Genomic DNA, 23,079 nt, shown 5'->3' with positions numbered 1-23,079 from the left:
CTTCAGGGTAAAGGGGTGAGAGCATGAGTCGCATTCTGCTGGTGGACGACGATGCCAGCCTGCTCAAGCTGATGAGCATGCGCCTGCGCAGTCAGGGTTACGAGGTGGATACCGCCGACAGCGCCGAGGGGGCGCTGGACAGGTTGCGTCAGCAGCGTGCCGATCTGGTGCTGAGCGACCTGCGGATGGGTGGCATGGACGGACTGGCGCTGTTCGAGCGGATCCAGTCCCAGTGGCTCGGCATGCCGGTCATCATCATGACCGCCCATGGCACCATCCCCGACGCCATCCAGGCGACCCGTTCCGGGGTGTTCAGCTTTCTCACCAAGCCCATCGACAAGGACGAGCTGCTGGTCACCATAGAGCACGCCCTGAGTCTGACCCGTCCGAAACAGCAGCACGAGTGGCAATCCCTCATCCAGACCCGCAACCCCCAGATGGAGCAGTTGCTGATCCAGGCGAGCAGCATCGCCGCCATGGAGGTGCCCGTGCTGATCCTGGGCCCTTCGGGCTCCGGCAAGGGGGTGATGACCCAGGCGCTGCATCAGGCAAGTCGTCGCCGTGACCAGCCGCTGCACACCATCAATTGTGCCGCGCTGCCCTGGCCTGTGCTGGACTTGCAGCTGTTTGGCGAGGATGGACAGTCCGGCCTGTTCGAGCAGGCCAAGGGGGCGACCCTCTTCCTCGACGAGATAGGGAATCTGTCGGAGTCGTTGCAGGCCAAGTTGCTGCAGGTGCTGGCGGAATATGGTCAGGGCACCCCCGAGGTGCGGGTCATCAGCTCCAGCCATCAGGATCTGGTCACCGCCATGGAGGAGGGGCGTTTTCGGGAGGATCTCTTCTACCGTCTCAACGTGGCCAACATCACCTTGCCGCCCCTCAGCGCCCGCAGCGAGGATATCCCCCTGCTGGCGCGCCAGGCGCTGGACGACTATCGCAGTCGCCACGACAACTGCGCCGCCCTCGGCTTTTCGCCGGAGGCGCTGGCCCTGCTGGCGGCGGCGGCCTGGCCCGGCAACGTCCGTCAGCTCTATGGGGTGGTGGAGCAGCTCGCCAGCCTCTGCTGCAGCCCGGTGATCGGCGCCGCCATGGTGGAATCGGCCCTGAGTGGTGGCGTCGGCGGCATTCCCTCGTTCAACGAGGCCCGCGCCGAGTTCGAGAAGGAGTATCTGATCCGCCTGCTGCGCACCACGGAGGGGAATGTGACCCTGGCGGCCAACATGGCGGGAAGAAACCGCACCGATTTCTACAAGTTATTGAATCGGCACGGTATCGAGGCGGCAAACTTCAAATCGAAGGGATGAGCGAGGCGGGAGCGGCTAGTCGGCGACTTGCCGCTACCCTTGTTCAGGCCGGGTCGGTCACGCCGGTTCTTGCCTGGGTTTTGCGGGAGAGCCAGAGACCGCTCGCCTTCATCAGGTAGCCAAAGAGCGCGCCTATCACCAGGGAGGGCAGGATGAGCCGCCACTCCCCCGCCGCCCCGAAGGTGGCGCAGCAACCGGCGAAGGTGCCGGGAATGTAGCCCAGCCACTGCTGCCTGGCCTGCACGCACATCAGGGTTGCCACCACACCCGTCATCAGATAGCCCGCCATGCCGGCCCCCCACCAACCTTCGCCGTGGATCAGCAGCAGTGCCCACAGCATGCCGCTGGCATTGCACAGCAGGGTCTGCAGCAGCGCCTTGTAACCGCCGCTCGAGGCGAAATAGCTGGTACAACCGAGGAAGCCGACCCAGGAGATGAGGCCGAGGGCAGCGGCCAGTCCGCCCCAGACGGCGGAGAGGATCCCGGTCGTGATGGCGATGGCGATCAATGGGCTCATGGCATGACTCTCAGTGGTTGAATTCGGAAAAGGAGGCAGCCTACCCTTCGGCAAGGGGGCGGCAAGCAGGGGCCGGATTGTGTGTGATCTCCGTCACTCTTTTCAACTCGGGAATACGCTTGCGCTCGCGAAAAAAATTCATTGGAGGCGTCCTTGGCCTTCGACCATAGTTAGAGGCCCTGTCCTGCTCATGGAGTGAGTCTGATGGCGCCAAACGTGATAGTCCCCCTGCTGGTATTCATTCTGCTGTTCCTGGTCGGCACCATGGCCAAGGCACTGCCTCTTTACCAGCCCATGTAAATTTGTGTGAAATAAAACTCGGCCGGGGCGGGTCTTATGGTTGTCAGCCTCATTGCCCCGGGAGTTTTCCATGTTGATCAAGCGCCGTTCCTCTCATCACCTCACCGAACAGGATGTCACGCCGGAAGCCGTCTATCAGGATCGCAGACTCATTCTGAAAGGGCTGGGACTGAGTGCCGCCACCCTGGCGTTTCCCACCCAGGCCAGCCTGCTGGATCTCTTCTCCACCGAGGAGTCGACCCCGGCACCTGCCACCAAACCACTCAATTACAAGGCTGCGACCCGGCAGGACGGATTGACCCTGACGCCGCTGGAGAAGGCGACCAGCCACAACAACTTCTATGAGCTCGGCACCGACAAGGGGGATCCGGCCCGCAACGCCCACTACCTCAAGCCCGAGCCCTGGACGCTCAAGGTGGAGGGGGAGGTGGCCAACCCCTTTACCCTGGATGTGTGGGACCTCATCAACAAGAGCACCCTGGAGGAGCGGATCTACCGGCTGCGCTGCGTGGAGGCCTGGTCCATGGTGCTGCCCTGGAGCGGTATCCCGCTGGCGGATCTGATCCGCCGTGCCGAGCCCAACAGTCGTGCCAAGTTCGTGGCGTTCGAGACCCTCTATGATCCCGAGCAACTGCCGGGACAGGCCTCCCGCTCCCTCGGCGGCGGCATCGATTACCCTTATGTGGAGGGCTTGCGTCTCGACGAGGCGATGCACCCGCTCGCCTTCCTGGCGATGGGGCTCTACGGCAAGACGCTGCCCGCCCAGAACGGGGCGCCCATCCGGCTTGTGGTGCCCTGGAAGTACGGCTTCAAGAGCATCAAGAGCATAGTTTCCATCCGTCTGGTGGAGGAGATGCCTCCCACCACCTGGAACCTGCTGGCACCGAACGAATATGGTTTCTATGCCAACGTCAATCCCGAAGTGGATCATCCGCGCTGGAGCCAGGCGAGCGAGCGCTTCATCGGCGAGGGGGGCATCTTCGGCGCCAAGCGCCAGCCGACCCTGATGTTCAACGGCTATGGCGACGAGGTGGCCTCCCTCTATCAGGGGATGGATCTGCGCAAATGGTATTGAGACTGACGCTCTGCCCGCATGGTCTTGTGCCCCCTTCTCCCCTGGCGGGAGAAGGGTTGGGGATGAGGGGTGGGAAAAACATAACGGGAACTGCGATATGATGCCGAGACTGAAAACAGCCCATATCAACGGCTTGCGCCTGCTGGTACACCTGGCCTCGCTCGGCTTTCTGCTCTGGCTGGGCTATGCGGTGCCGGCCGGGTTGCTGGGGGGGGATCCGGTACAGGGGTTGACCCACTACCTCGGCAAGGGAGCCCTGCACCTGCTGCTGCTCACCCTGCTGGTGTCGCCGCTGGCCAAACGCTGGCGCCAGGGGCAGCTCATCAAGCTGCGCCGCCCCCTCGGGCTCTGGTGCGCGACCTGGGCCGGCTTGCATTTCATGGTGTGGCTGGGGCTGGATCTGCAGTTCGACTGGGGACTGATCGGCGGCGAGCTGGTGAAGCGCAGCTACATAGTGGTGGGCATGGTGGCGCTGTTGTTGCTGCTGGCGCTCAGCATCACCTCGATCCCGGCCCTGCTGCGGGTCATGGGGCCAAGCTGGCAGAAGCTGCACAACTGGATCTATGCGGTGGCCCTGCTGGTGCCGGTGCACTACTGGTGGTCGGTCAAGAGTGGCTGGCAGGAGCCCCTCATCTACCTGTTGCTGGCGGGGGGGCTGTTGTGGCCGCGGCGAGAGAAACTGCTGCGTCCCTGGCGCCAGCGCCGGCAGCAACGCCAGAAACTGAAAGAGGCGTGACTGGTCACGCCCTCATCCCCGCGCAGCGCACCTGGCAAAAGAGGCCTAATCGGCCTCTTTTTTGGTGATCTCTCCGCTGTAGGCATCGACCTGCAGCTGCACTCGCCTATCCTCGGCGTCCAGGGTTTCCACCTCGAATTTGTCCCCTTCCAGCTCGACTTCCCGAATGTCGTGGTACCCTTGTGCCAGCAACAGCTTGACCAGGGCCGGCATGTCGAGACGCGCCTGAGCCGCCCAGCCAAGGGTGGAAAAAAGGCAGAGGATCAGCAGGATACTGCGTGGGATCATATTCATTCCGGATTCATGGCTGGCACACTATAAACGGCATTATGTTAGGTTTTGAGAGATGAATCACCCATGAATAGCGCGCTGCCCCTGCTTGGATTGCTGCTGCCGATGCTGGCCCAGGCGGCCCAGCCGAACGAGGCCTTGCTGCAACAGGCGGTCAGCGAGGGGCGGATCCGGCCTTTTCATGAGTTGATGGAGGTGGCTTCCCGCCTGCCGGTGCGCGTACTGCGCGTCGATCTGGGGGAGGAGGACGGGGTCTGGCTCTACGAGCTTCGGCTCATCGACGACGAGAACAGCGTCATCAAGGTGGGCTATCGCGCCGACAACCTGGAGATGGTGTGGCTCAAGGGTCATCATCTGGAGCGCCTGTTCGAGCCTCGCCCGCCCCCGGAAGAGGAGTGATCCGCCGCATGCTCCCCGCCCTGATGACTCGTCCCCCAATCGCCGCCGCGACAGGCGCAACTCTGCTTTGGATACCCATTTATGCGAATTCTGATAGTTGAAGATGAAAAGATCCTGGCGGGCCAGCTGGCGGAACAGCTGCGCCTGTCCGGGTTTGTGACCGATCTCTGCCACGATGGCAACGAGGCGGGTTTTCTCGGCGAGACCGAACCCTACGACGCCATCATCCTGGATCTCGGCCTGCCGGGTCGCGATGGCCTGAGCGTGCTCAAGGAGTGGCGCAGCAAGGGGATAGACACTCCTGTGCTGGTGCTGACTGCCCGTGGCCAGCTGCACGAGAAGATAGAAGGGCTCAACGCCGGGGCCGATGACTACCTCACCAAGCCGTTCCAGGTCGCCGAGCTGGTGGCCAGGGTGCAGGCGCTGGTGCGGCGGGCGGCGGGCAACGCCAGCTCCATCCTGGAGATTGGCGGGGTGCGGCTCGACATGGCGGCGTCTCAGGTATGGTACGAAGGGACTCCCATCAAGCTCACCGCCCACGAGTTCCGGGTGCTGGGTTACCTGATGCAGCACAGGGGCAAGGTGGTGTCCCGCAGCGAGCTGATCGACCACATCTATGCCCAGGATTTCGATCGCGACTCCAACACGGTCGAAGTGTTCATCGGCCGGATCCGCAAGAAGACCCACGCCGATCTGATCGAGACGGTGCGCGGTCTCGGCTACCGGATCAACGAGTGAGACGGGCGTTGATGCCAGCACGGCTGGGGGGCGGTGAATGAGGCTGGTGCGTACCCTGCGGGGACGGTTGGTGGCCATAGCCCTGGTCTGGTGCGGGCTCTTCCTGTTTGCCACCGGTTTCAGCCTGCAGACCATGATGCGCAACTACTGGCAGGAGGCGGAAGCCGACGGTCTGCGGTTGCAGCTCTACGATCTGCTCTCCCGCCTCGAGATCCAGCCCGACGGCCTGCCCGTGGTCACCGAGCCCATGGCGGATCCCCGTTTCCGCCAGCCCTATTCCGGCTATTACTGGCAGCTTGAGCTGGGGGATGCCGTGGTCAGCCGCTCCCGCTCCCTGTGGGATGTGCACCTGAGCGCCCACGGCCTGAAGTCGGCCTTCGGGGATCCGGATCTCTTCGTCGGCAAGGGGCCCAACAAGGAGCCCTTGCTGATCATGACCCGCACCGTGCTGCTGCCGGGCTCTGACAAGGTGTTTACCCTGGTGATGGCCAAGGACAGTAGCGCCCTGACCCAGACCCTGAAGAAGACCCGGATCAGCCTCTTCCTCGGTCTCGGCTTTGCGGCCGCCGGCCTGGTGTTGGGCTTCATGTTCCAGATCGTCTACGGCCTGCGGCCGCTCCACCTGCTGCGCCGCGAGCTGGGCCGGGTCCATCAGGGCCATCAGGAGGGGTTCAGGCTGCGCTATCCGCTGGAGATCCAGCCGCTGGTGGAAGACATCAACCGCCTGCTGCACCACTACGGCGAGCTGCTGCAGCGAGCCCGTTCCCACACCGGCAACCTGGCTCACGCCCTCAAGACGCCGCTCAGCATCATGCGCAATCAGGTGGCCCAGCTGCCCCCCGAGGATCAGGCCGCCATCGGCGAGCAGCTCGACCAGATCCAGCGCCATATCGACTATCACCTCGGCAAGGCGCGGGTCACCGGGGCCGCCAAGATCCTCGGGGTCTCGACCCCGGTGCGGGCGCGGGTGGAGTACATCTGTCGCGCCTTCTCCCGGCTCTACCCGGGCAAGACGGTGGACCTGCAGGTGCCGGCCAACCTGGCGGTCGGGGTGGAGGAGCAGGACTTTGACGAGATGGTGGGCAACCTGCTGGAGAATGCCTTCAAGTGGTCCGCCAGCGAGCTGCGCATCTCCAGCGCCGAGCTTGGGGGCTGGATCACCCTGCGTATCGAGGACGACGGCCCCGGCATGAGCGAGGATCAGATAGCCAAGGCGGTGCTGCGCGGGGTGCGCCTCGACGAGAAGGTGCCGGGATCCGGGCTCGGCCTCAACATAGTGTCAGACCTGGCCGAAGCCTATCGTGGCAACCTCATCATGGGGCGCGCCGAGCTGGGAGGGCTTGCCGCCTCCCTCTCCCTGCCCAAGGTGGCCAGGGTAGACGGTTAGCACAAGTATGAGCGAGGCGGCCTGGCATGGGCCGCTCGGGCCCGGGTCGTCCTCCGAGGTAGCATGGGGGGCGCACCAGGCATAAGATAGAGTCCTTAATTCAAGTGGTAGGAAGGGTAGCAATGACTGACGATCCATGGGCGCTATGCCATCTCGATGATTCGTTCGATGCCTCCGTGCTGGGTACCAAGGGGGCCCAGATCCAGTGGTTTGAGGACAGGGAGTCCCTGATCCAGTTCCTGCTGGAGGACTTTGTCGATCTGCTGGCCGATGTGGGCGAGCTGGATGAGGATCAGACCGAGAGCGCCCGCGAGCGCTTCACCCTGCTGGTGGAGCAGAGTCAGGACGATCGCACCCTGATGGATGCCATCAACGATCTCGCCTCCGGCCTGCGCCGCATCGCCTGGCTGGGGCCGCTCTCGGAGCTTGCCGAGATCAGCGACGACTTCGCGAGCGGCCTGCGCGCCTTCTTCTGGACCCAGTATGATGGGGACGAGGATGACCCCGAAGCCTGGGTGCCGGAAGAGCTCTGGCCCCAGCTCGTCGAGTGTGCGGAAGAGTACATGGTTGAGGGAGATTTCTGATCCACCTTGTCTGTACTCTGGCTGCAAGGCGTGTGGAGTGTGCACAAGAGTACATGGTTGAAGGAGACTTCTGAGTCACATCGGAAACCACGATAAAAAACGGCGCCTTATGGCGCCGTTTTTGTTTTCACCCGGGATCAGGCGTTGGCCGGTACCTCATGGGCTGTGTTGACGAGTTCTGGCCCGCTGTATTTCTCGATCTGCAACTGGGCCATGTGACCGCAGTTACCTTGCGCCAGGCTGGAAGAGCCCTCGTCGAAGGTGAGGCAGTTGACGTTGCCGTTCTTGCAGATGGCGCCCACCTCGCCCGGTTTGGCCGGATCGAACCAGGCTCCTTCGCAGATCCGCACCACGCCGGGGCGAATGTCTTTCGAGAGCAGCGCCCCCACCAGGATCTGGCCGCGCTCGTTGAAGGCGCGCACCAGGTCCCCGTCCTGGATGCCGCGCGTCTTGGCGTCGTCCGGGTGGATCAGTATGGCCTCCCGATCGGCGATGGCGAACTTGTCCCGCAGGGGGGTATTGTCGAGCTGGGAGTGCAGCCGCTGGGTCGGGTGCGAAGTGTTGAGGGACAGTGGATAGCGCGCGGCCACCTCGCTCTTGACCCACTCCTTGGGCTCATACCACTTGGGGTGACCGGCGCAGTCGGCATAGCCCATGCCGGCTACCGTGTTGGAGAAGATCTCTATCTTGCCGGACGGGGTGCCGAGCGGGTTGAGCAGCGGGTTCTCGCGAAAATCGGCGTGACGGATCCACTGGCGGTTCGCCTCCGGGATCGGGAAACGGATGTAGTTGTTGGACTCCCAGAACATGCTGAACGGCGGCAGCGCGACCCGGGCACCCCGGGCCTGGGCGGCCATGCCGTCGTACATCTGCTTGAGCCACAGCATCTCGTCCTTGCCCTCGGTATAGGCCTCCTGCAGGCCCAGCTTGGCGGCGATGGCGCTGAAGATGTCGAAGTCGTTGCGGGCCTCATGCTGGGGCGGCACGCACTGGTGCATGGGGAACACATAGCGCTGGGAGTAGTCGCCCCCCATCTCCAGATCGTTGCGCTCGTAGCTGGTGGTGACCGGCAGCACTATATCGGCGTGCTTGGCGGTGGCGGTCCAGTAGGGTTCGTGGACGATCACGGTCTGCGGCTTGCGCCAGGCCTGGAGCAGGTTGTTGGTGTCCTGGTGATGGTGGAAGGGGTTGCCCCCCGCCACGTAGACCAGCTTGATGTCCGGATAGGTCACCTTGCGGCCGTTGAAGTCGATGGTCTTGCCCGGATTGGCGAGACAGTCGGCGATGCGCGCCACCGGAATGGGGGCCGGGCTGTTCTTGGGGGCGTTGCCGGCGGAGATCCCCGCCAGGATCCCGCCCTTGGCGGTGGGGCTGCCACCGGAGGAGTAGTGATAGCTGAAGCCGTAGCCGCCCCCCGGCAGGCCGATCTGGCCCAGCATGGCCGCCAGGGTGACCAGCATCCAGTTGGGCTGCTCCCCGTGGTGTTGCCGCTGCATGCCCCAGCCGGCCATGATCATGGTGCGCTTGGCCGCCATGTCGAGGGCCAGCTGGCGAATCACCTTGGCCTCGACGCCGCAGACGGTGCTCGCCCACTCGGCGCTCTTGGGCTGACCGTCGTCCTGGCCGAGCAGGTAGGCGAGGAACTTGTCGAAGCCGACGGCGTAGCGATCGAGGAAGGCCTGATCGTGCTTCTTCTCGCTATAGAGGGTGTGGGCCACCCCCAGCATCATGGCCACGTCTGTGTAGGCGTTGGGGGCTATCCACTCGGCGTTGGCCAGCTTGGCGGTCTCGTTGTAGACGGGGTCGATGCTGATGACCCGGGTGCCTTTCTCTTTCAGCGCCTTGAAGCCTGCCTGACCCTCGTGATCCGGCATGTTCCAGCTGTTCTTCAGGGTGACCTGGGCGTTGACCCCCCAGAGCACCACCAGTTCGGCGTGTTCCACCACGTTCGGCCAGGCGGTCTGCTGCTCGTACACTTCGATGGAGCCCATCACGTGGGACATGATCACCTGGGCCGCACCGGTGGAGTAGTCCCCGGCATAGCCGGTGAAGCCCCCGGCGAGGTTCATCAGGCGGTGCAGCAGGGTGCGGCTGTTGTGGAACATGCCCACACTCTTCCAGCCGTAGGAGCCGGCGTGGATCGCCTGGGGGCCGGCGTCGCGCTGGACCCGCTGGATCTCGCCGGCCACCAGTTCGATGGCCTGCTCCCAGCTCACGCGCACCCACTCGTCGGCGCCGCGCAGCTCGGGTTTGGCGCCCGGGCCGTGCTCCAGCCAGCTCTTGCGTACCATGGGGTACTTGATGCGGTTCTTGGCATGGACCTGGAACGGCGCCATGTCGATGAGGTCGTTCGGCGCCGGATCGTCGGCCACCGGCTGGACCCGCACCATGCGGCCATCGGCGACTATGGCCTCGAAGGCTCCCCAGTGGGCGCCGGTCAGTATGCCCTTCTGGGCGGGGACCAGAGTGGGGAACTGCTCAAGCGCGGTGCTGATGGCCTGGGCCAGGGCATGCTTCGGGAACAGGGCACCGAGCAGGGGCAGGGCGGCACAGGCCCCCATGCCCTTGAGCAGGCTGCGGCGGGACAGATTGGTCTGTTGATCATTGAAAAAAGTCATATCGAATTCCTCTGTTCCAGCCTTAGTGTGCCGCGCTCATGTCACTGGCGTGTTTCTGCACGTATTGGGTCAGCATGCGAGCCTGCTCCGGGGTGAGGGAGGTGCGGGACTCCATGCCCTTGATGACGCCTATCCACTGGTTGGCATTGAAGTGATCCAGCGCGGTCAGACCGTGGCAGCCGGTACAGTTGTTGGACATCAGGGTGGAGGCGTATTGCCACAGCTTGCCCTGATCGCCGATGAGCTGGTTCTGATCCACCCAGGCGGTCAGCTTGACCTGATGCCAGGTGAGGTTGGTGGCGGTGTCGGTCTCGCTCTTGCCGGTGACCAGCGCCTGCTTGGCGGCATCGCCGACCAGCACGCTCAGGATGCGCTTGCCGGGGGCTGCGTAGAACACCTCGCTCACCCCGTCCTGCTGCCAGCCCTCGATCTGCACCTGGGCGCGACCGTTGTCGTTGGCCAGGATCTCGACCTGGGTCGACGGCATCAGGGTGCCCTCGTCCGTGGTGGCCTTGGCATCGAGGAACAGGGGCGTGGTGGCGATGGCGTAACGGGTGGTGACGCTGGCCGGGGTCTGGGCTGCGGCGGCAGCCAGTTCACTGGCACCGGCGGCAGCCAGACCGCTCATGTCAGGCATGATGTGGGCGACGCCGCGGTGGCAGTCGATGCAGGTCTGGCCCTCCTTGATGGCGACCGGGTGCTCGGCGCGGGCGTTGGGGCGCTGGGCCAGGATGTCCATGGCGGCGTAGCTGTGGCAGCTGCGGCAGGTGGCGGAGTCGTTGGCCTTGAGCTGATCCCAGACCGTCTGGGCCATGCGCAGCTTGTGGTCTTCGTATTTTTCGGGAGTGTCGAGCGTGCCGATCGCCTCGTGATAGATGTCCTTCACGGCGCGGATCTTGGTCCAGAGGTAGGAGGCGGGCTCATTGGGAATGTGGCAGTCGGCGCACTCTGCGCGGATCCCCTTCACGTTCTGGAAGTGGACGCTGCCCTGATATTCGGCGAGCGGTGTCTGCATGGAGTGGCAGGAGACGCAGAATTCGGTGGAGCTGGTCTTGTGCAGCACTGTGACTGTCACTCCCAGTGCCGCGACGCCCAGCAGGGCTCCGAGCAGCAGGAGCCAGAACCAGGTCTTTCTCAACATTTTTCCAAGCATGGCGCAGTGTCCTTCGAATCGGGTATTACCAATATAGTAGTAGTCTTGGTGGGTGAGGGGTTGACCTCGGTTATGATTTTTATTCTTTAAATTGGTTTTTTTCGGTTTTAAGTTTCACCAAAACACCTTTGTTTGAATTTAAATCAAATCCAGAGGGTTAATTTTGTCAGTTTAGCCTTATTTGGCTCTCTTTTGGTCATCATATCCGCACTAATCATGCTGGAAACGGCGCTGTCGCGACGTTTTGCGCTCCAGTGCGACGCTCTGGTCCTGAATGGGCCTGTGTTGGGCTTTATGAAAGGCTCGATATATACTGTTTGCATATACAGTGATCAGGTTTGTCAGTCATGCGACTCTTTATTGCCGAAAAGCCCAGCCTTGGCCGCGCCATCGCCGATGTTCTGCCCAAGCCCCACAAGAAGGGGGAGGGCTTCATCGAGACGGCGCAGGGAGACGTGGTGACCTGGTGTATCGGCCACCTGCTGGAGCAGGCGGAGCCCGATGCCTATGATGCCGCCTACAAGCAGTGGCGCATGGAGCAGCTCCCCATAGTGCCGAGCCAGTGGCAGCTGGTGGCCAAGCCCAAGACCAGGAGCCAGCTTGCCGTGATCAAGCGGCTCATCAAGCAGGCCGACTGCGTGGTCAATGCCGGTGACCCGGACAGGGAAGGGCAGCTGCTGGTGGACGAGGTGATCGACTTCCTCGGCTACCCCAAACTCAAGCCGGTGCAGCGCTGCCTCATCAGCGATCTCAATCCCCCCGCGGTGCGCCGGGCCCTCGACAAGCTGCGGGACAACAAGGAGTTCGTGCCGCTGGCGGTCTCGGCGCTGGCCCGCAGCCGGGCCGACTGGCTCTACGGCATCAACATGACCCGCGCCTATACCCTGCTCGGGCGCAAGGCCGGTTGCAGCGAGCTGCTCTCGGTCGGTCGGGTGCAGACGCCGTTGCTGGGGCTGGTGGTGCGGCGGGATCTCGAGATAGACGCCTTCGTCCCCAAACCCTTCTACGAGGTGCTGGCCCATGTGGTGACGGAGCGCAACGAAAGGTTCGGCGCCAAGTGGCTGCCCTCCGAGGCCTGTGCGCCCTGGCAGGACGAGGAGGGGCGGGTGCTCAACCGGGCGCTGGCTGCCAAGGTGGTGGAGCGGATCCAGGGCCAGCCAGCCCGGGTGGAGGAGGTGGAGGAGCAAGCCCGGAAACAGGCGGCGCCACTGCCTTACAACCTCTCCAGCCTGCAGATCGATGCCGCCAAGCGGTTCGGCATGGACGCCAAGCGGGTGCTGGATGTCTGCCAGAGCCTCTACGAGCGCCACAAGCTCATCACCTACCCCAGATCCGACAGCCGTTATCTGCCAAGCGATCACTTCAACCGGGCGCCCCAGGTGCGGGATGCCATCGCCGCCACGGCCCCGACGCTGGCCAGCGCCGTGGCTGAGGCGGACGGCAAGATCCGCAGCAAGGCGTGGAATGACGGCAAGGTGGATGCCCATCACGCCATCATCCCCACCGAGAAGCATGGCAACCTGGCCAGCCTCTCCGCCGACGAGGGCAAGCTCTATGGCCTGGTCGCCCGCCAGTACCTGCTGCAGTTCTATCCCCCGTTCGAGTACAACGACAGCCGGGTGTTGCTGCGTATCGCGGGCGGCCTGTTCCAGGCCAAGGCGCGGCGCATCCTCAAGGCGGGCTGGAAGGCGTTGCTCGGGGTCGAGGAGGACGATGAGGAGGAGGCCGGCACCCTGCCTGCGCTGCGAGAAGGGGAGCAACTGTCGTGCGAGCGGGGCGAGCTGCTGGAGAAGATGACCCAGGCGCCCAAGGCATTCACCGACGCTACCCTGCTGGCCGCCATGACGGGCATAGCCCGCCATGTGCAGGATCCCGAGATCCGCAAGATCCTGCGGGAGACCGATGGCCTGGGCACCGAGGCAACCCGGGCCGGCATCATAGACCTGCTGTTCAAGCGGCGCTTCCTGGTGCGGCAGGGCAAGAGCATCAAGGCGACCCCGACCGGACGGGCCCTGATCCAGGCCTTGCCTGCCACCGCCACCACGCCGGACATGACGGCGCTGTGGGAGCAACACCTGGGCCGGATCGCCGAGCGTCACGCGAGTTACCAGCAATTTATGGGGCCGCTGACGGATCAGTTGCATGCCTTGATCGAGGGGGCCAGGCAGGATTCGGGGGCAAGTTTCAGTGCCCTGCCCAGGGAGGCGCCGGGGGCCAGCAAGCGGCGCTTCAGCCGCAAGCGCTCGGCGGCCAGTGGCACAGGTGCGGCGCCCCGCAAGGGGGCGGGCAAGCGCCCGGCCAGAAGCAAGGCGGCCTGAGTGACCCGGGATCATGGCGGCGACTGGAGGCGCAAAAGCGAGAGGGGCCCAGGGCCCCTCTCGCTTTATCTGGCATTCGATCAGCCGGTGTAGACGTTCTCTTCCGGGTAGCGGATCCGGGTCTCGCTCGGTCTGGAGAGCATGATGGCCAGGGTCAGCGGGCCGAGACGGCCGCAGATCATCACCAGCACCAGGATGAGCTTGCCCGGTTCGCTCAGGGAGGCGGTGATGCCGGTCGAGAGGCCGACGGTGGCAAAGGCCGAGACCGTCTCGAACATGATCTTGTCGAAGGGCTGCGACTCGGTGAGCATCAACAGGAACATGGCCAGCATCAGCACCATGGTACTGACGATGATGATGGCCAGGGAGCGGGTCACTATCTGGGGTGACAGGGTACGGCCGAAGGCGGTGACATGGGGTCGCTTGGTCAGAAAGGCCCTGGTGGCCAGCAACACCACGGCGAAGGTAGTGACCTTGATGCCGCCACCGGTCGAGGTGGTACCGGCGCCGATGAACATCAGCATCATCATGAACAGCAGGGAGGCGGGCACCATCTGGCCTATGTCCACCGTGTTGAAGCCGGCGGTGCGCGCCGTGGCGGACTGGAAGAAGGCCGCCAGCAGCTGGCCGCCTGGCCCGGCGTTGCCGAGGGTGGCGGGATTGTTGTGCTCCAGCAGCCAGAACATCAGGGTGCCAAGCAGCAGCAGGGCGGGGGTCATCAGCAGCATCAGCTTGCTGTGCAGCTTCAGCTTGCGCCAGCGATGGTTGCGCGCCAGGTCGACGATGACGGTAAAACCTATCCCGCCGAGGATGAGCAGGGCCGGTATGGTCAGGCTGATGATGGGGTCGTCTCTGTAGTCGATGAGGTTGTTGGCAAACAGCGAGAAACCGGCGTTGTTGAAGGCAGATACCGCGTGGAAAAAGCTGACGTAGAGGCCATGGCTCCACCCCATCTCCGGTACCCAGCGAATGGCCATGATGGCGGTGCCGATCAACTGGGCTATCAGGGCGAACAGCACTATGCGCTTCACCAGCTGGATGATGTTGACCGAACCCTCCTGGCCAAGCGCCTCCTTCGCCAGTATCTGCTGGCGCAGACCGACCCGCTTGCTGAACATGGCGATGAGCAGCAGGGTCATGGTCATCTGCCCCAGGCCCCCTATCTCCATCAGCATCAGCAGTATGATCTGCCCTTGCAGGGTAAAGGCGGTGCCGGTATCCACCACCCCGAGACCGGTCACACTGATGGCCGAGGTCGCGGTGAACAGGGCATTGATGAAGGTGACCTCGCCCTTGTGGCTCGAGGGCTGCACCAGAAACAGGGTACCGACCAGCAGGATGATGAGAAAGCTGCCCAGGATCAGCCTGGCTTCACTCCAGCGGGATTCGGTATCCCGATGCAGGGCGAAGGCGTAGTTGCTGCGCCAGTTGATCATAGGGTGTCGAGCCAGTGATCGATGGCGTGCTTGTTGCCGGCCAGGATCAGGATGTCACCGAGTTGCAGCTCCATCTTGCCGGTCAGCACGTTGTGCAGCACCTCGCCGCGCTTGATGGCCAGTAACTGGAAGTCGTTCTGTTGCAGCAGATTGAGGTCGGCCAGGGTACGACCGTTCTGTTGCAGACCGATCACGAACTCGGTCAGCACCATCTCGTGCCCCAGCTCCAGGTAGTCGAACAGGCGGTTGTCCAGCATGCTCTGGGCGACCCGGCGGCCCATGTCCCACTCCGGGTTGATCACCTTGTCGGCGCCCACCTTCTGCAGGATCTTGGCGTGGAACTTGTCGCGCGCCTTGACCCACACCTTCTTCACCCCCGCCTCCTTCAGCACCAGCGTGGTGAGAATGCTGGTTTCGAGGTTGTCGCCGATGGCCACGAAGACGATGTCGAAATTGGCCAGTCCCAGCTCGGCGACCGTGGCCTCATCGGTGGCATCGGCGACGATGACGTGATTGCACAGGGTCGCGATCTGGCGGGTCTTGCTCTCGTCGATATCGATGGCCAGCACCTCGGCATTCTGCAACTGCAGCTCTTCACACAGTGCGCTGCCGAACAGGCCGAGGCCGATGACGGCGAATTGATTGTTCATTCATGCTTCCTCAACGGGCTGAAGGGCTTACTTTACTCCAGCGGTTTGAGTCCGAACAGTACCCGGGTTTTTCGTCCCGGGGGATCTGGGGTAAACTGCGCCCTTGTCCTTGTCGGAACACGCAGATGAAACTCACTCCCCATGCCCCCCTGTCGGCCCTCAATACCCTGGGCCTGGACGCACACTGCCTCTGGCTGGCCGAAGTGGCCGAGCTGGATGATCTTTGCCAGTTGCGGGCCGATCCGGAGCTGAGCGTCTTGCCGCGCCTGGTGCTGGGTGGTGGGAGCAACATCTTGTTCTGCAATGATTTTGCCGGTCTGGTCGTGCTCAACCGAATGAAAGGCATCGAGCTGCAGGAGGACGGCAGCCACTGGTTGCTGCACGTGGCGGCGGGGGAGGAGTGGCACCAGCTGGTGTGCCATGCCCTGCAACAGGGCTGGCACGGGCTGGAGAACCTGGCGCTGATCCCGGGCACCGTCGGTGCGGCCCCGGTGCAGAACATAGGCGCCTACGGGGTCGAGCTGGCCCGGTTCTGTGCCTATGTGGAGGCATTCAACTGGCAGAGCGGTGAGGTGGAGCGCATAGCGGCGGCCGACTGCCGGTTCGGCTATCGCGACAGCATCTTCAAGCACGATTATCAGGACACCCACTTCATCACCGCCGTCGGCTTGCGCCTGCCCAAGGCCTGGCAGCCCGTGATCGGTTATGGCCCCCTGGCGGCCCTCGGCGAGCACCCTGGTGCGCAGGCCATCTTCGACACCGTCTGCGCCACCCGCATGGCCAAGTTGCCGGATCCCGCGGTGCTCGGCAACGCGGGCAGCTTCTTCAAGAATCCCGTGGTGCCGGCCTCGGTGGCGGATGCACTCAAGGGGCAATACCCGCAGATGCCCTGCTATCCGGCCGGGGAAGGGCAGGCCAAGCTGGCGGCGGGCTGGCTCATCGATCAGTGCGGGCTCAAGGGCTTTGCCATCGGCCGAGCCGCCGTCCACCAGGAGCAGGCACTGGTGCTGGTCAACCTCGGGGGCGCCAGTGCCATGGAGCTCATTGCCCTGGCGGCCCATGTGCGTGACAGCGTTGAGCACAAGTTCGGCGTGGTGCTGGAGCACGAGGTGCGCTTCATGGGGCTCACCGGCGAGACCTGGCTCGACGAGGTGCTGGCATGACCCTCACCCCCGTCAGGCAGACCCTGATCACCCTGCTCAGCGATGGCCAGTTTCACTCCGGCGAACAGCTGGGGGAGCAGCTCGGCATCAGTCGGGCGGCGGTGAGCAAGCACATGGCCGCCCTCAAGGAGCTGGGGCTGGATCTGTTCAGCCTGACCGGCAAGGGGTACCGCCTGGCCGTCCCCATGGCACTCTATGACGAGGCGCAGCTGCAGGCCCTGGCCCCCATGGCGCCGGTGCACTGCTTCTCGGTGATCGACTCCACCAACCAGTATCTGTTTGAGCGGGTCAACCAGCTGAGCTCCGGCGAGAGTTGTCTGGCGGAGTGCCAGACCGCCGGTCGGGGGCGCCGTGGCAAGCCCTGGGTCTCGCCGTTCGGTTGCCAGCTGATCCTCAGCATGTACTGGCGGCTCGAGCAGGGCATGGCGGCCGCCATGGGGCTGAGTCTGGCGGTGGGGGTTGCCGTGGTGGAGGCGCTGGAATCCCTCGGCTACCCCGGGGTGGAGCTCAAGTGGCCGAACGACCTCTATTACCAGGGCCGCAAGCTGGCGGGCATCCTGGTGGAGATGAGCGGCAGTGCCGGCGCCAGCTGCCACCTGGTGATCGGGGTCGGCCTCAATCTGGCGATGCCGAGCCAGCAGGGGGAGAAGATCGATCAGGCCTGGTCAGAGCTGCGCCACGTTCAGCCCGAACTGGTGGATCGCAACCAGCTGGCGGCCTGCGTACTCCTGCACCTGCAAGAGGCCATGCAGACCTTCGAACAGAGCGGTCTGGCGAGCTTCGTCGAGAGCTGGAACCGGCTCGACTACTTTGCCGGCCAACCGGTGAAGTTGCTGATGGGGGAGCAGGTGATCCGCGGCATAGCCCGGGGTATCGACGATCGCGGTGCCCTGCGGCTGGAGACGGACGAGGGGATCAGGCTCTATCTGGGGGGGGAGATCTCCCTGCGCCGGGGGGATTGAGCGAGAGCGGCTCATGAGAATCCAATAGAAGAGGGGGCCTGCGGGCCCCCTCTTCGTTATCCTGCGATCCGCTGCGATCCGCTGCGATCACTTGCGCAGCTTGATCTGCTCGATGGCGTGCTCTTGTCCCTTGGTCAGGATCAGGTTGGCCCGCTCCCGGGTCGGCAAGATGTTCTCTTGCAGATTCAGATAGTTGATGTCTTGCCATATGTTGCTGGCAATCTCGGTCGCCTCGCTTTCCGCCAGCTTGGCATAGTGGTGGAAGTAGGAGTCGGGATCCGAGAAGGCACCGCTGCGGAACTTGAGGAAGCGATCTATGTACCAGGCGCGCAGCAGTTCGGCATCGGCGTCCACATAGATGGAGAAGTCGACAAAGTCTGACACGAAGACCCTGTGGGGCTCCTGGGGGTAATCCATGCCGCTCTGCAGCACGTTGAGTCCCTCCAGGATCAGGATATCCGGCTGTTCCACCACCTTCTTCTCATCGGGCAGGATGTCGTAGATGAGGTGGGAGTAGACGGGGGCCTCGACCTTCTCGTGGCCCGCACGTATGTTGGCGACAAACTCCACCAGATGGCGGATGTCGTAGGATTCCGGAAACCCCTTGCGGCGCATCAGCCCACGGGCTTCCAGCTCCTTGTTGGGATAGAGGAAGCCATCCGTGGTGACCAGTTCCACCCGCGGATGCTCGGGCCAGCGTTCCAGCAATGCCTGCAGGATACGGGCCGTGGTGCTCTTTCCCCCCGCCACGCTGCCGGCGATGCTGATGATGTAGGTACCCTTGCCGCGGGACTGGCCGAGAAACTGCTCCAGCACCCGACTGCGGCGCTGCTTGGCCTTGACGTAGAGATTGAGCAGGCGGGAGAGGGGTAGATAGATCTCTTCCACCTCGCGCAATGACACCTTCTCGTTGATCCCGCGCAGGGTTTGCAGATCGTGTTCGGTCAGGGTCAGGGGGACCGCATCGCGCAATAACGCCCATTGTTCGCGGGTGAATTGCAAATAGGGGTTATGCTCTGTCGTCATGGTGTCATCACTGTTTCTTGGGCAGGGCGACCATACACCAAGGGATCGGGAGCGACAAGGGACGTGTCCAGTTGGGACGGAGGAGGAGCGTTTTTTTGCCTGGATCCCGGCAATAATGCACATTTTGCAGGGCGCAATGGTTGCATCCCCAAAATCCTTACCATAAAATGCGCGACGCTTGGATGTCTGTCGTCTATTTGCCCAGCAAAAGCGACAAACACAACGGGTGCAAGCAGAATTACCGTTGTGGCATTCGTGCAATCGGAGGGGTTCCCGAGCGGCCAAAGGGATCAGACTGTAAATCTGACGGCTCTGCCTTCGAAGGTTCGAATCCTTCTCCCTCCACCATATTTCTCTGCGGTTTGAGTTCTTTGGGTTAGAGAAATGCGGGCATCGTATAATGGCTATTACCTCAGCCTTCCAAGCTGATGATGCGGGTTCGATTCCCGCTGCCCGCTCCAAGATGCTGATATGGCTCAGGTAATTCTGAAAGCCACACCCTAGGGTGAGTTCGGCAATCGAACCTGCCTGCCAGCACCATCCTCTCTGCCCCCCTGATTCAAATCCATCATATAAACTGTTCTGTGGTTAGCTTGCCACCGCGTACTCAGCGTTAGTTTAGAGGGACGATCATGTCTAAAGAAAAATTTGAGCGTAATAAACCGCACGTTAACGTGGGTACCATCGGCCACGTTGACCACGGTAAAACCACCCTGACCGCCGCCATCACCAACGTGCTGGCCAAGCACTTCGGTGGTAAAGCTTTCGCCTTCGACCAGATCGACAAGGCACCGGAAGAGCGTGAGCGTGGTATCACCATCAACACCTCCCACGTAGAATACGACACCGCGATCCGTCACTACGCCCACGTAGATTGCCCGGGTCACGCCGACTACGTTAAGAACATGATCACCGGTGCTGCCCAGATGGACGGCGCGATCCTGGTAGTAGCCGCGACTGACGGCCCGATGCCGCAAACTCGTGAGCACATCCTGCTGGGTCGCCAGGTTGGTATCCCGTACATGATCGTGTTCATGAACAAGTGCGACATGGTAGACGACGAAGAGCTGCTCGAACTGGTCGAGATGGAAGTTCGTGAACTGCTGACCGAGTACGACTTCCCGGGTGATGACCTGCCGGTAGTACGTGGTTCCGCGCTGAAAGCGCTGGAAGGCGACGCTGCATGGGAAGAGAAGATCATCGAGCTGGCTCACCACCTGGATACCTACATCCCGGAGCCGGAGCGCGCCATTGACCAGCCGTTCCTGATGCCTATCGAAGACGTCTTCTCCATCGCTGGCCGTGGTACCGTAGTTACCGGTCGTGTAGAGCGCGGTATCGTCAAGGTAGGTGAGACTGTAGAAATCGTCGGTATCAAAGACACCGTTTCTACCACCTGTACCGGTGTTGAAATGTTCCGCAAACTGCTGGACGAAGGCCGTGCCGGTGAGAACGTTGGCGCCCTGCTGCGTGGCGTGAAGCGTGAAGAAGTTGAGCGTGGTCAGGTACTGGCCAAGCCGGGTTCCATCAAGCCGCACACCAAGTTCGAATCTGAAGTGTACGTGCTGTCCAAGGAAGAAGGTGGTCGTCATACCCCGTTCTTCAAGGGCTACCGTCCGCAGTTCTACTTCCGTACTACCGACGTGACCGGTACCATCGAACTGCCGGAAGGCGTAGAAATGGTAATGCCAGGCGACAACATCAAAATGGTTGTTACCCTGATCGCCCCGATCGCGATGGATGACGGCCTGCGTTTCGCTATCCGTGAAGGTGGCCGTACCGTAGGTGCTGGTGTTGTAGCTAAAGTTATCGCTTAATCTTGGCTTACATAAATAAAGCAAAGCCCCTATAATAGGGGCTTTCTTATGCAGGGGCGTAGTTCGAATTGGTAGAACAGCGGTCTCCAAAACCGATGGTTGCGGGTTCGAGTCCTGCCGCCCCTGCCATATACCTCGTCTCGTACGGGGCTTTTGTGTCTTTGGTTACGTCAGATACAGGTGGGTTGTATGAGTGTTAGTTCTGAGGGACAGGGCGGAAGCAAGGATACCCTTCTTTGGGGCCTGGTTTTCATCATCCTGGCGGCCGCTGTAGTGGGTAATTACCTGCTCACCGATGTTGTCGCAGCCGTCCGCGCCTTGGGTGTGGTCGTTGTCATCGCTGCTGCAGGTGCAGTAGCCCTGCAAACCACCAAGGGCAAGGCAACACTGGCTTTTGCTCGTGAGTCGCGCCTGGAAGTCCGCAAGGTCGTTTGGCCAACCCGTCAGGAAGCCATTCAGACAACCCTGATTGTGCTGGCGGTGACCGCCGTGATGGGGCTGTTGCTGTTCGTTCTGGACGGTGCCTTGGTCTGGTTGGTCAACCTGATTACCGGTGTGTAAGGAAAAGCCATGACTGAACAACGTGAACAACGTATGAGATGGTATGTCGTGCAGGCATTTTCCGGCTATGAAGGCCGTGTTGCCAAATCCCTGCGTGAACATATCAAGATGCATGGCATGGAAGAGCTGTTTGGCGAAGTGCTGGTCCCGACCGAAGAAGTGGTCGAGATGCGTGCCGGCCAGAAGCGCAAGAGTGAGCGCAAATTTTTCCCGGGTTATGTCCTGGTCCAGATGATGATGGACGAGACCACATGGCACCTGGTACGCAATGTGCCACGGGTCATGGGCTTCATCGGTGGCACCTCCGATCGTCCTGCTCCTATCTCCGATAAGGAAGCGGATGCCATCCTCAATCGTCTGCAAGATGCCCACGACAAGCCGCGTCCGAAAACCCTGTTTGAACCGGGTGAAATGGTGCGGGTTGCCGATGGTCCATTCGCCGACTTCAACGGTACCGTTGAAGAGGTGGACTACGAGAAGAGCCGCGTGAAGGTCTCTGTATTGATCTTCGGTCGCTCAACGCCGGTAGAACTGGATTTTGGTCAGGTCGAAAAGGGCTGATTAAACTCTGTACGTTTAACGGTTGTCAGGGGCAGCGATTATCTCTATAATTCGCTGCCCCTTTATTTGTTGGGGAGCCGTTTGCAGGAGCATGTCTCCGAGGCGCTAGAACCCATTTTTGAGGTATTTTCGTAATGGCTAAGAAAGTCACAGCTTATATCAAGCTGCAAGTTAAGGCTGGCAGTGCTAACCCCAGCCCTCCCGTTGGTCCTGCTCTGGGTCAGCACGGTGTGAACATCATGGAATTCTGTAAAGCGTTCAACGCTCGTACAGAAAAGCTGGAAAAAGGCTCACCGACTCCGGTCGTGATCACCGTTTACAGCGACCGTTCCTTCACCTTCGAAACCAAGACTCCGCCTGCTTCCTTCCTGCTGAAGAAAGCCGCTGGTATCCAGTCTGGTTCCGCCAAGCCGAACAAAGACAAGGTTGGTAAGGTGACTGTTGCTCAGCTGCAAGAAATCGCCAAGACCAAAGAGCCGGACATGACTGGTGCCGATCTGGATGCAAAAGTACGTTGCATCGCAGGCTCCGCTCGTTCCATGGGCCTGGTAGTGGAGGATTAAGACAATGGCAAAACTTTCCAAGCGTATGCGCGTTATTCGCGAAAAAGTTGACGGTACCAAAGAGTACTCCATCAACGAAGCCATTGCCCTGCTGAAAGAACTGGCTACCGCCAAGTTCGTTGAAAGCGTTGACGTTGCCGTTAACCTGGGTATCGATGCTCGTAAATCCGACCAGAACGTACGCGGTGCTACCGTACTGCCGCACGGTACCGGTCGTGACATCCGTGTCGCCGTATTCACCCAGGGTGCCAACGCCGAAGCCGCCAAGGCTGCCGGTGCTGAACTGGTTGGTATGGATGACCTGGCCGAGCTGGTCAAGAAAGGCGAGATGAACTTCGACGTAGTTATCGCATCCCCGGATGCCATGCGCGTTGTTGGTCAACTGGGCCAAATCCTGGGCCCGCGCGGCCTGATGCCTAACCCGAAAGTGGGTACCGTAACCCCGAACGTTGCTGAAGCTGTGAAGAATGCTAAAGCCGGTCAGGTTCGTTACCGCAATGACAAGAATGGTATCATCCATACCACTCTGGGTAAGGTTTCTTTCAACGAAGTTCAGCTGAAAGAAAACTTGGAAGCTCTGCTGGTTGCTCTGAAAAAGGGCAAGCCCTCTTCCGCCAAAGGCGTCTTCATCAAGAAAGTCAGCATCTCCACCACCATGGGTGCCGGTGTTGCCGTAGACCAAGCTTCTCTGGAAGCTCAGGGCTAATTGATGGATTTTACAAGGCGCAAAATTTAATCTATAATTTTGCGCCTTGATTGGTTGGGGGTTTCGACCTCCGTCCAAGACCGCAGGTGGCTGCAAGGCCTTAATCCTTCCTGCGTAGACGGTGCCGGAAACCCAGCGAGAAAGTTTTCTTTCTCTTCTGGAATCCTGCTACCGCATCGTTCCCCTCTGTTGTGAAGGTAGGGGGGATGTGTCA

Annotated in this window: 22 protein-coding genes and 3 tRNA genes; 18 read left to right on the top strand and 7 right to left on the bottom strand. The window is 61.8% G+C overall.

Features of this window, described 5'->3' with window-relative positions; genetic code table 11:
* The first annotated feature begins 23 nt into the window (after positions 1-23).
* Positions 24-1,304, top strand: coding sequence for a sigma 54-interacting transcriptional regulator (locus tag AC1IN8_RS16935; protein ID WP_139437902.1), 1,281 nt, complete (start codon positions 24-26; stop codon positions 1,302-1,304).
* Between the two features lie 43 nt (positions 1,305-1,347).
* On the opposite strand, the gene AC1IN8_RS16930 is transcribed toward AC1IN8_RS16935, so the two are convergent.
* Entirely contained in the window at positions 1,348-1,821 is a 474-nt protein-coding gene (locus AC1IN8_RS16930; RefSeq protein WP_479759780.1) for a DUF1097 domain-containing protein, read from the bottom strand.
* Between the two features lie 370 nt (positions 1,822-2,191).
* Between AC1IN8_RS16930 and msrP the strand changes: the two genes are divergently transcribed.
* Positions 2,192-3,196: a protein-methionine-sulfoxide reductase catalytic subunit MsrP gene (gene msrP, locus AC1IN8_RS16925; protein WP_342059880.1), complete on the top strand. Its 1,005-nt coding sequence runs from the start codon at positions 2,192-2,194 to the stop codon at positions 3,194-3,196.
* A gap of 97 nt (positions 3,197-3,293) precedes the next feature.
* Positions 3,294-3,932 carry a protein-methionine-sulfoxide reductase heme-binding subunit MsrQ gene (locus AC1IN8_RS16920; protein WP_479759778.1) on the top strand — a complete coding sequence of 213 codons (639 nt, stop codon included), beginning with the start codon at positions 3,294-3,296 and terminating at the stop codon, positions 3,930-3,932.
* A gap of 45 nt (positions 3,933-3,977) precedes the next feature.
* On the opposite strand, the gene AC1IN8_RS16915 is transcribed toward AC1IN8_RS16920, so the two are convergent.
* Complete coding sequence (locus AC1IN8_RS16915) at positions 3,978-4,226, bottom strand: PepSY domain-containing protein (protein ID WP_479759777.1); 249 nt, start codon at positions 4,224-4,226, stop codon at positions 3,978-3,980.
* Between the two features lie 63 nt (positions 4,227-4,289).
* Between AC1IN8_RS16915 and AC1IN8_RS16910 the strand changes: the two genes are divergently transcribed.
* The 4 genes from AC1IN8_RS16910 (at position 4,290) to AC1IN8_RS16895 (ending at position 7,331) form a co-directional block, all read left to right on the top strand.
* Positions 4,290-4,622 carry a PepSY domain-containing protein gene (locus tag AC1IN8_RS16910; RefSeq protein WP_139437895.1) on the top strand — a complete coding sequence of 111 codons (333 nt, stop codon included), beginning with the start codon at positions 4,290-4,292 and terminating at the stop codon, positions 4,620-4,622.
* An 81-nt stretch (positions 4,623-4,703) separates the two neighbouring features.
* Positions 4,704-5,360 (top strand): AHA_4052 family stress response regulator transcription factor, encoded by a 657-nt coding sequence (locus AC1IN8_RS16905; protein WP_025328630.1) that lies wholly within the window; start codon positions 4,704-4,706, stop codon positions 5,358-5,360.
* Between the two features lie 37 nt (positions 5,361-5,397).
* Positions 5,398-6,747 carry a sensor histidine kinase gene (locus AC1IN8_RS16900; RefSeq protein WP_479759775.1) on the top strand — a complete coding sequence of 450 codons (1,350 nt, stop codon included), beginning with the start codon at positions 5,398-5,400 and terminating at the stop codon, positions 6,745-6,747.
* A 122-nt stretch (positions 6,748-6,869) separates the two neighbouring features.
* The gene (locus tag AC1IN8_RS16895) at positions 6,870-7,331 is read left to right on the top strand and encodes a hypothetical protein (RefSeq protein WP_139437891.1); all 462 of its coding nucleotides are present in this window, start codon (positions 6,870-6,872) and stop codon (positions 7,329-7,331) included.
* 137 nt (positions 7,332-7,468) lie between these two features.
* On the opposite strand, the gene torA is transcribed toward AC1IN8_RS16895, so the two are convergent.
* A complete protein-coding gene (gene torA / locus AC1IN8_RS16890; protein WP_479759773.1) occupies positions 7,469-9,949 on the bottom strand; it encodes a trimethylamine-N-oxide reductase TorA in 2,481 nt (826 codons plus the stop codon).
* A 22-nt stretch (positions 9,950-9,971) separates the two neighbouring features.
* Complete coding sequence (locus AC1IN8_RS16885; RefSeq protein WP_479759771.1) at positions 9,972-11,102, bottom strand: NapC/NirT family cytochrome c; 1,131 nt, start codon at positions 11,100-11,102, stop codon at positions 9,972-9,974.
* 347 nt (positions 11,103-11,449) lie between these two features.
* On the opposite strand from AC1IN8_RS16885, the gene AC1IN8_RS16880 reads away from it, so the two are divergent.
* Entirely contained in the window at positions 11,450-13,420 is a 1,971-nt protein-coding gene (locus AC1IN8_RS16880; RefSeq protein WP_479759769.1) for a DNA topoisomerase III, read from the top strand.
* An 80-nt stretch (positions 13,421-13,500) separates the two neighbouring features.
* Here AC1IN8_RS16880 and AC1IN8_RS16875 read toward each other — a convergent pair whose 3' ends face one another.
* Both AC1IN8_RS16875 and AC1IN8_RS16870 read right to left on the bottom strand, forming a co-directional pair.
* Positions 13,501-14,856, bottom strand: coding sequence for a TrkH family potassium uptake protein (locus AC1IN8_RS16875; RefSeq protein ID WP_265435007.1), 1,356 nt, complete (start codon positions 14,854-14,856; stop codon positions 13,501-13,503).
* The gene (locus AC1IN8_RS16870; RefSeq protein ID WP_042650608.1) at positions 14,853-15,506 is read right to left on the bottom strand and encodes a potassium channel family protein; all 654 of its coding nucleotides are present in this window, start codon (positions 15,504-15,506) and stop codon (positions 14,853-14,855) included. The genes AC1IN8_RS16875 and AC1IN8_RS16870 overlap by 4 nt, the downstream gene beginning before the upstream one ends.
* Positions 15,507-15,631: 125 nt before the next feature.
* Between AC1IN8_RS16870 and murB the strand changes: the two genes are divergently transcribed.
* A complete protein-coding gene (gene murB / locus AC1IN8_RS16865) occupies positions 15,632-16,669 on the top strand; it encodes a UDP-N-acetylmuramate dehydrogenase (protein ID WP_479759767.1) in 1,038 nt (345 codons plus the stop codon).
* Complete coding sequence (birA, locus tag AC1IN8_RS16860; RefSeq protein WP_265435005.1) at positions 16,666-17,631, top strand: bifunctional biotin--[acetyl-CoA-carboxylase] ligase/biotin operon repressor BirA; 966 nt, start codon at positions 16,666-16,668, stop codon at positions 17,629-17,631. Before murB ends, birA begins: the two co-directional genes overlap by 4 nt.
* An 87-nt stretch (positions 17,632-17,718) precedes the next feature.
* Here birA and coaA read toward each other — a convergent pair whose 3' ends face one another.
* Complete coding sequence (gene coaA, locus AC1IN8_RS16855) at positions 17,719-18,657, bottom strand: type I pantothenate kinase (RefSeq protein ID WP_139437877.1); 939 nt, start codon at positions 18,655-18,657, stop codon at positions 17,719-17,721.
* Between the two features lie 263 nt (positions 18,658-18,920).
* Between coaA and AC1IN8_RS16850 the strand changes: the two genes are divergently transcribed.
* The 8 genes from AC1IN8_RS16850 (at position 18,921) to rplA (ending at position 22,865) form a co-directional block, all read left to right on the top strand.
* Positions 18,921-19,005 (top strand) — tRNA-Tyr (locus AC1IN8_RS16850).
* Positions 19,006-19,043: 38 nt separating this feature from the next.
* A tRNA-Gly gene (locus AC1IN8_RS16845) sits at positions 19,044-19,118 on the top strand.
* Between the two features lie 171 nt (positions 19,119-19,289).
* The gene (gene tuf / locus AC1IN8_RS16840; RefSeq protein WP_025328607.1) at positions 19,290-20,474 is read left to right on the top strand and encodes an elongation factor Tu; all 1,185 of its coding nucleotides are present in this window, start codon (positions 19,290-19,292) and stop codon (positions 20,472-20,474) included.
* Positions 20,475-20,526: 52 nt separating this feature from the next.
* Positions 20,527-20,603, top strand: a tRNA-Trp gene (locus AC1IN8_RS16835).
* A 60-nt stretch (positions 20,604-20,663) separates the two neighbouring features.
* Entirely contained in the window at positions 20,664-21,035 is a 372-nt protein-coding gene (gene secE / locus AC1IN8_RS16830; RefSeq protein ID WP_025328619.1) for a preprotein translocase subunit SecE, read from the top strand.
* A gap of 9 nt (positions 21,036-21,044) precedes the next feature.
* Positions 21,045-21,596, top strand: coding sequence for a transcription termination/antitermination protein NusG (nusG, locus tag AC1IN8_RS16825; RefSeq protein WP_005323644.1), 552 nt, complete (start codon positions 21,045-21,047; stop codon positions 21,594-21,596).
* Between the two features lie 134 nt (positions 21,597-21,730).
* Positions 21,731-22,159: a 50S ribosomal protein L11 gene (gene rplK / locus AC1IN8_RS16820; RefSeq protein WP_016352267.1), complete on the top strand. Its 429-nt coding sequence runs from the start codon at positions 21,731-21,733 to the stop codon at positions 22,157-22,159.
* Between the two features lie 4 nt (positions 22,160-22,163).
* Complete coding sequence (gene rplA, locus AC1IN8_RS16815) at positions 22,164-22,865, top strand: 50S ribosomal protein L1 (protein WP_025328618.1); 702 nt, start codon at positions 22,164-22,166, stop codon at positions 22,863-22,865.
* Positions 22,866-23,079: the final 214 nt, after the last annotated feature.

This window comes from Aeromonas sp. 130281, assembly GCF_056642115.1.
This window is presented reverse-complemented; position numbering and strand designations above follow the sequence as displayed.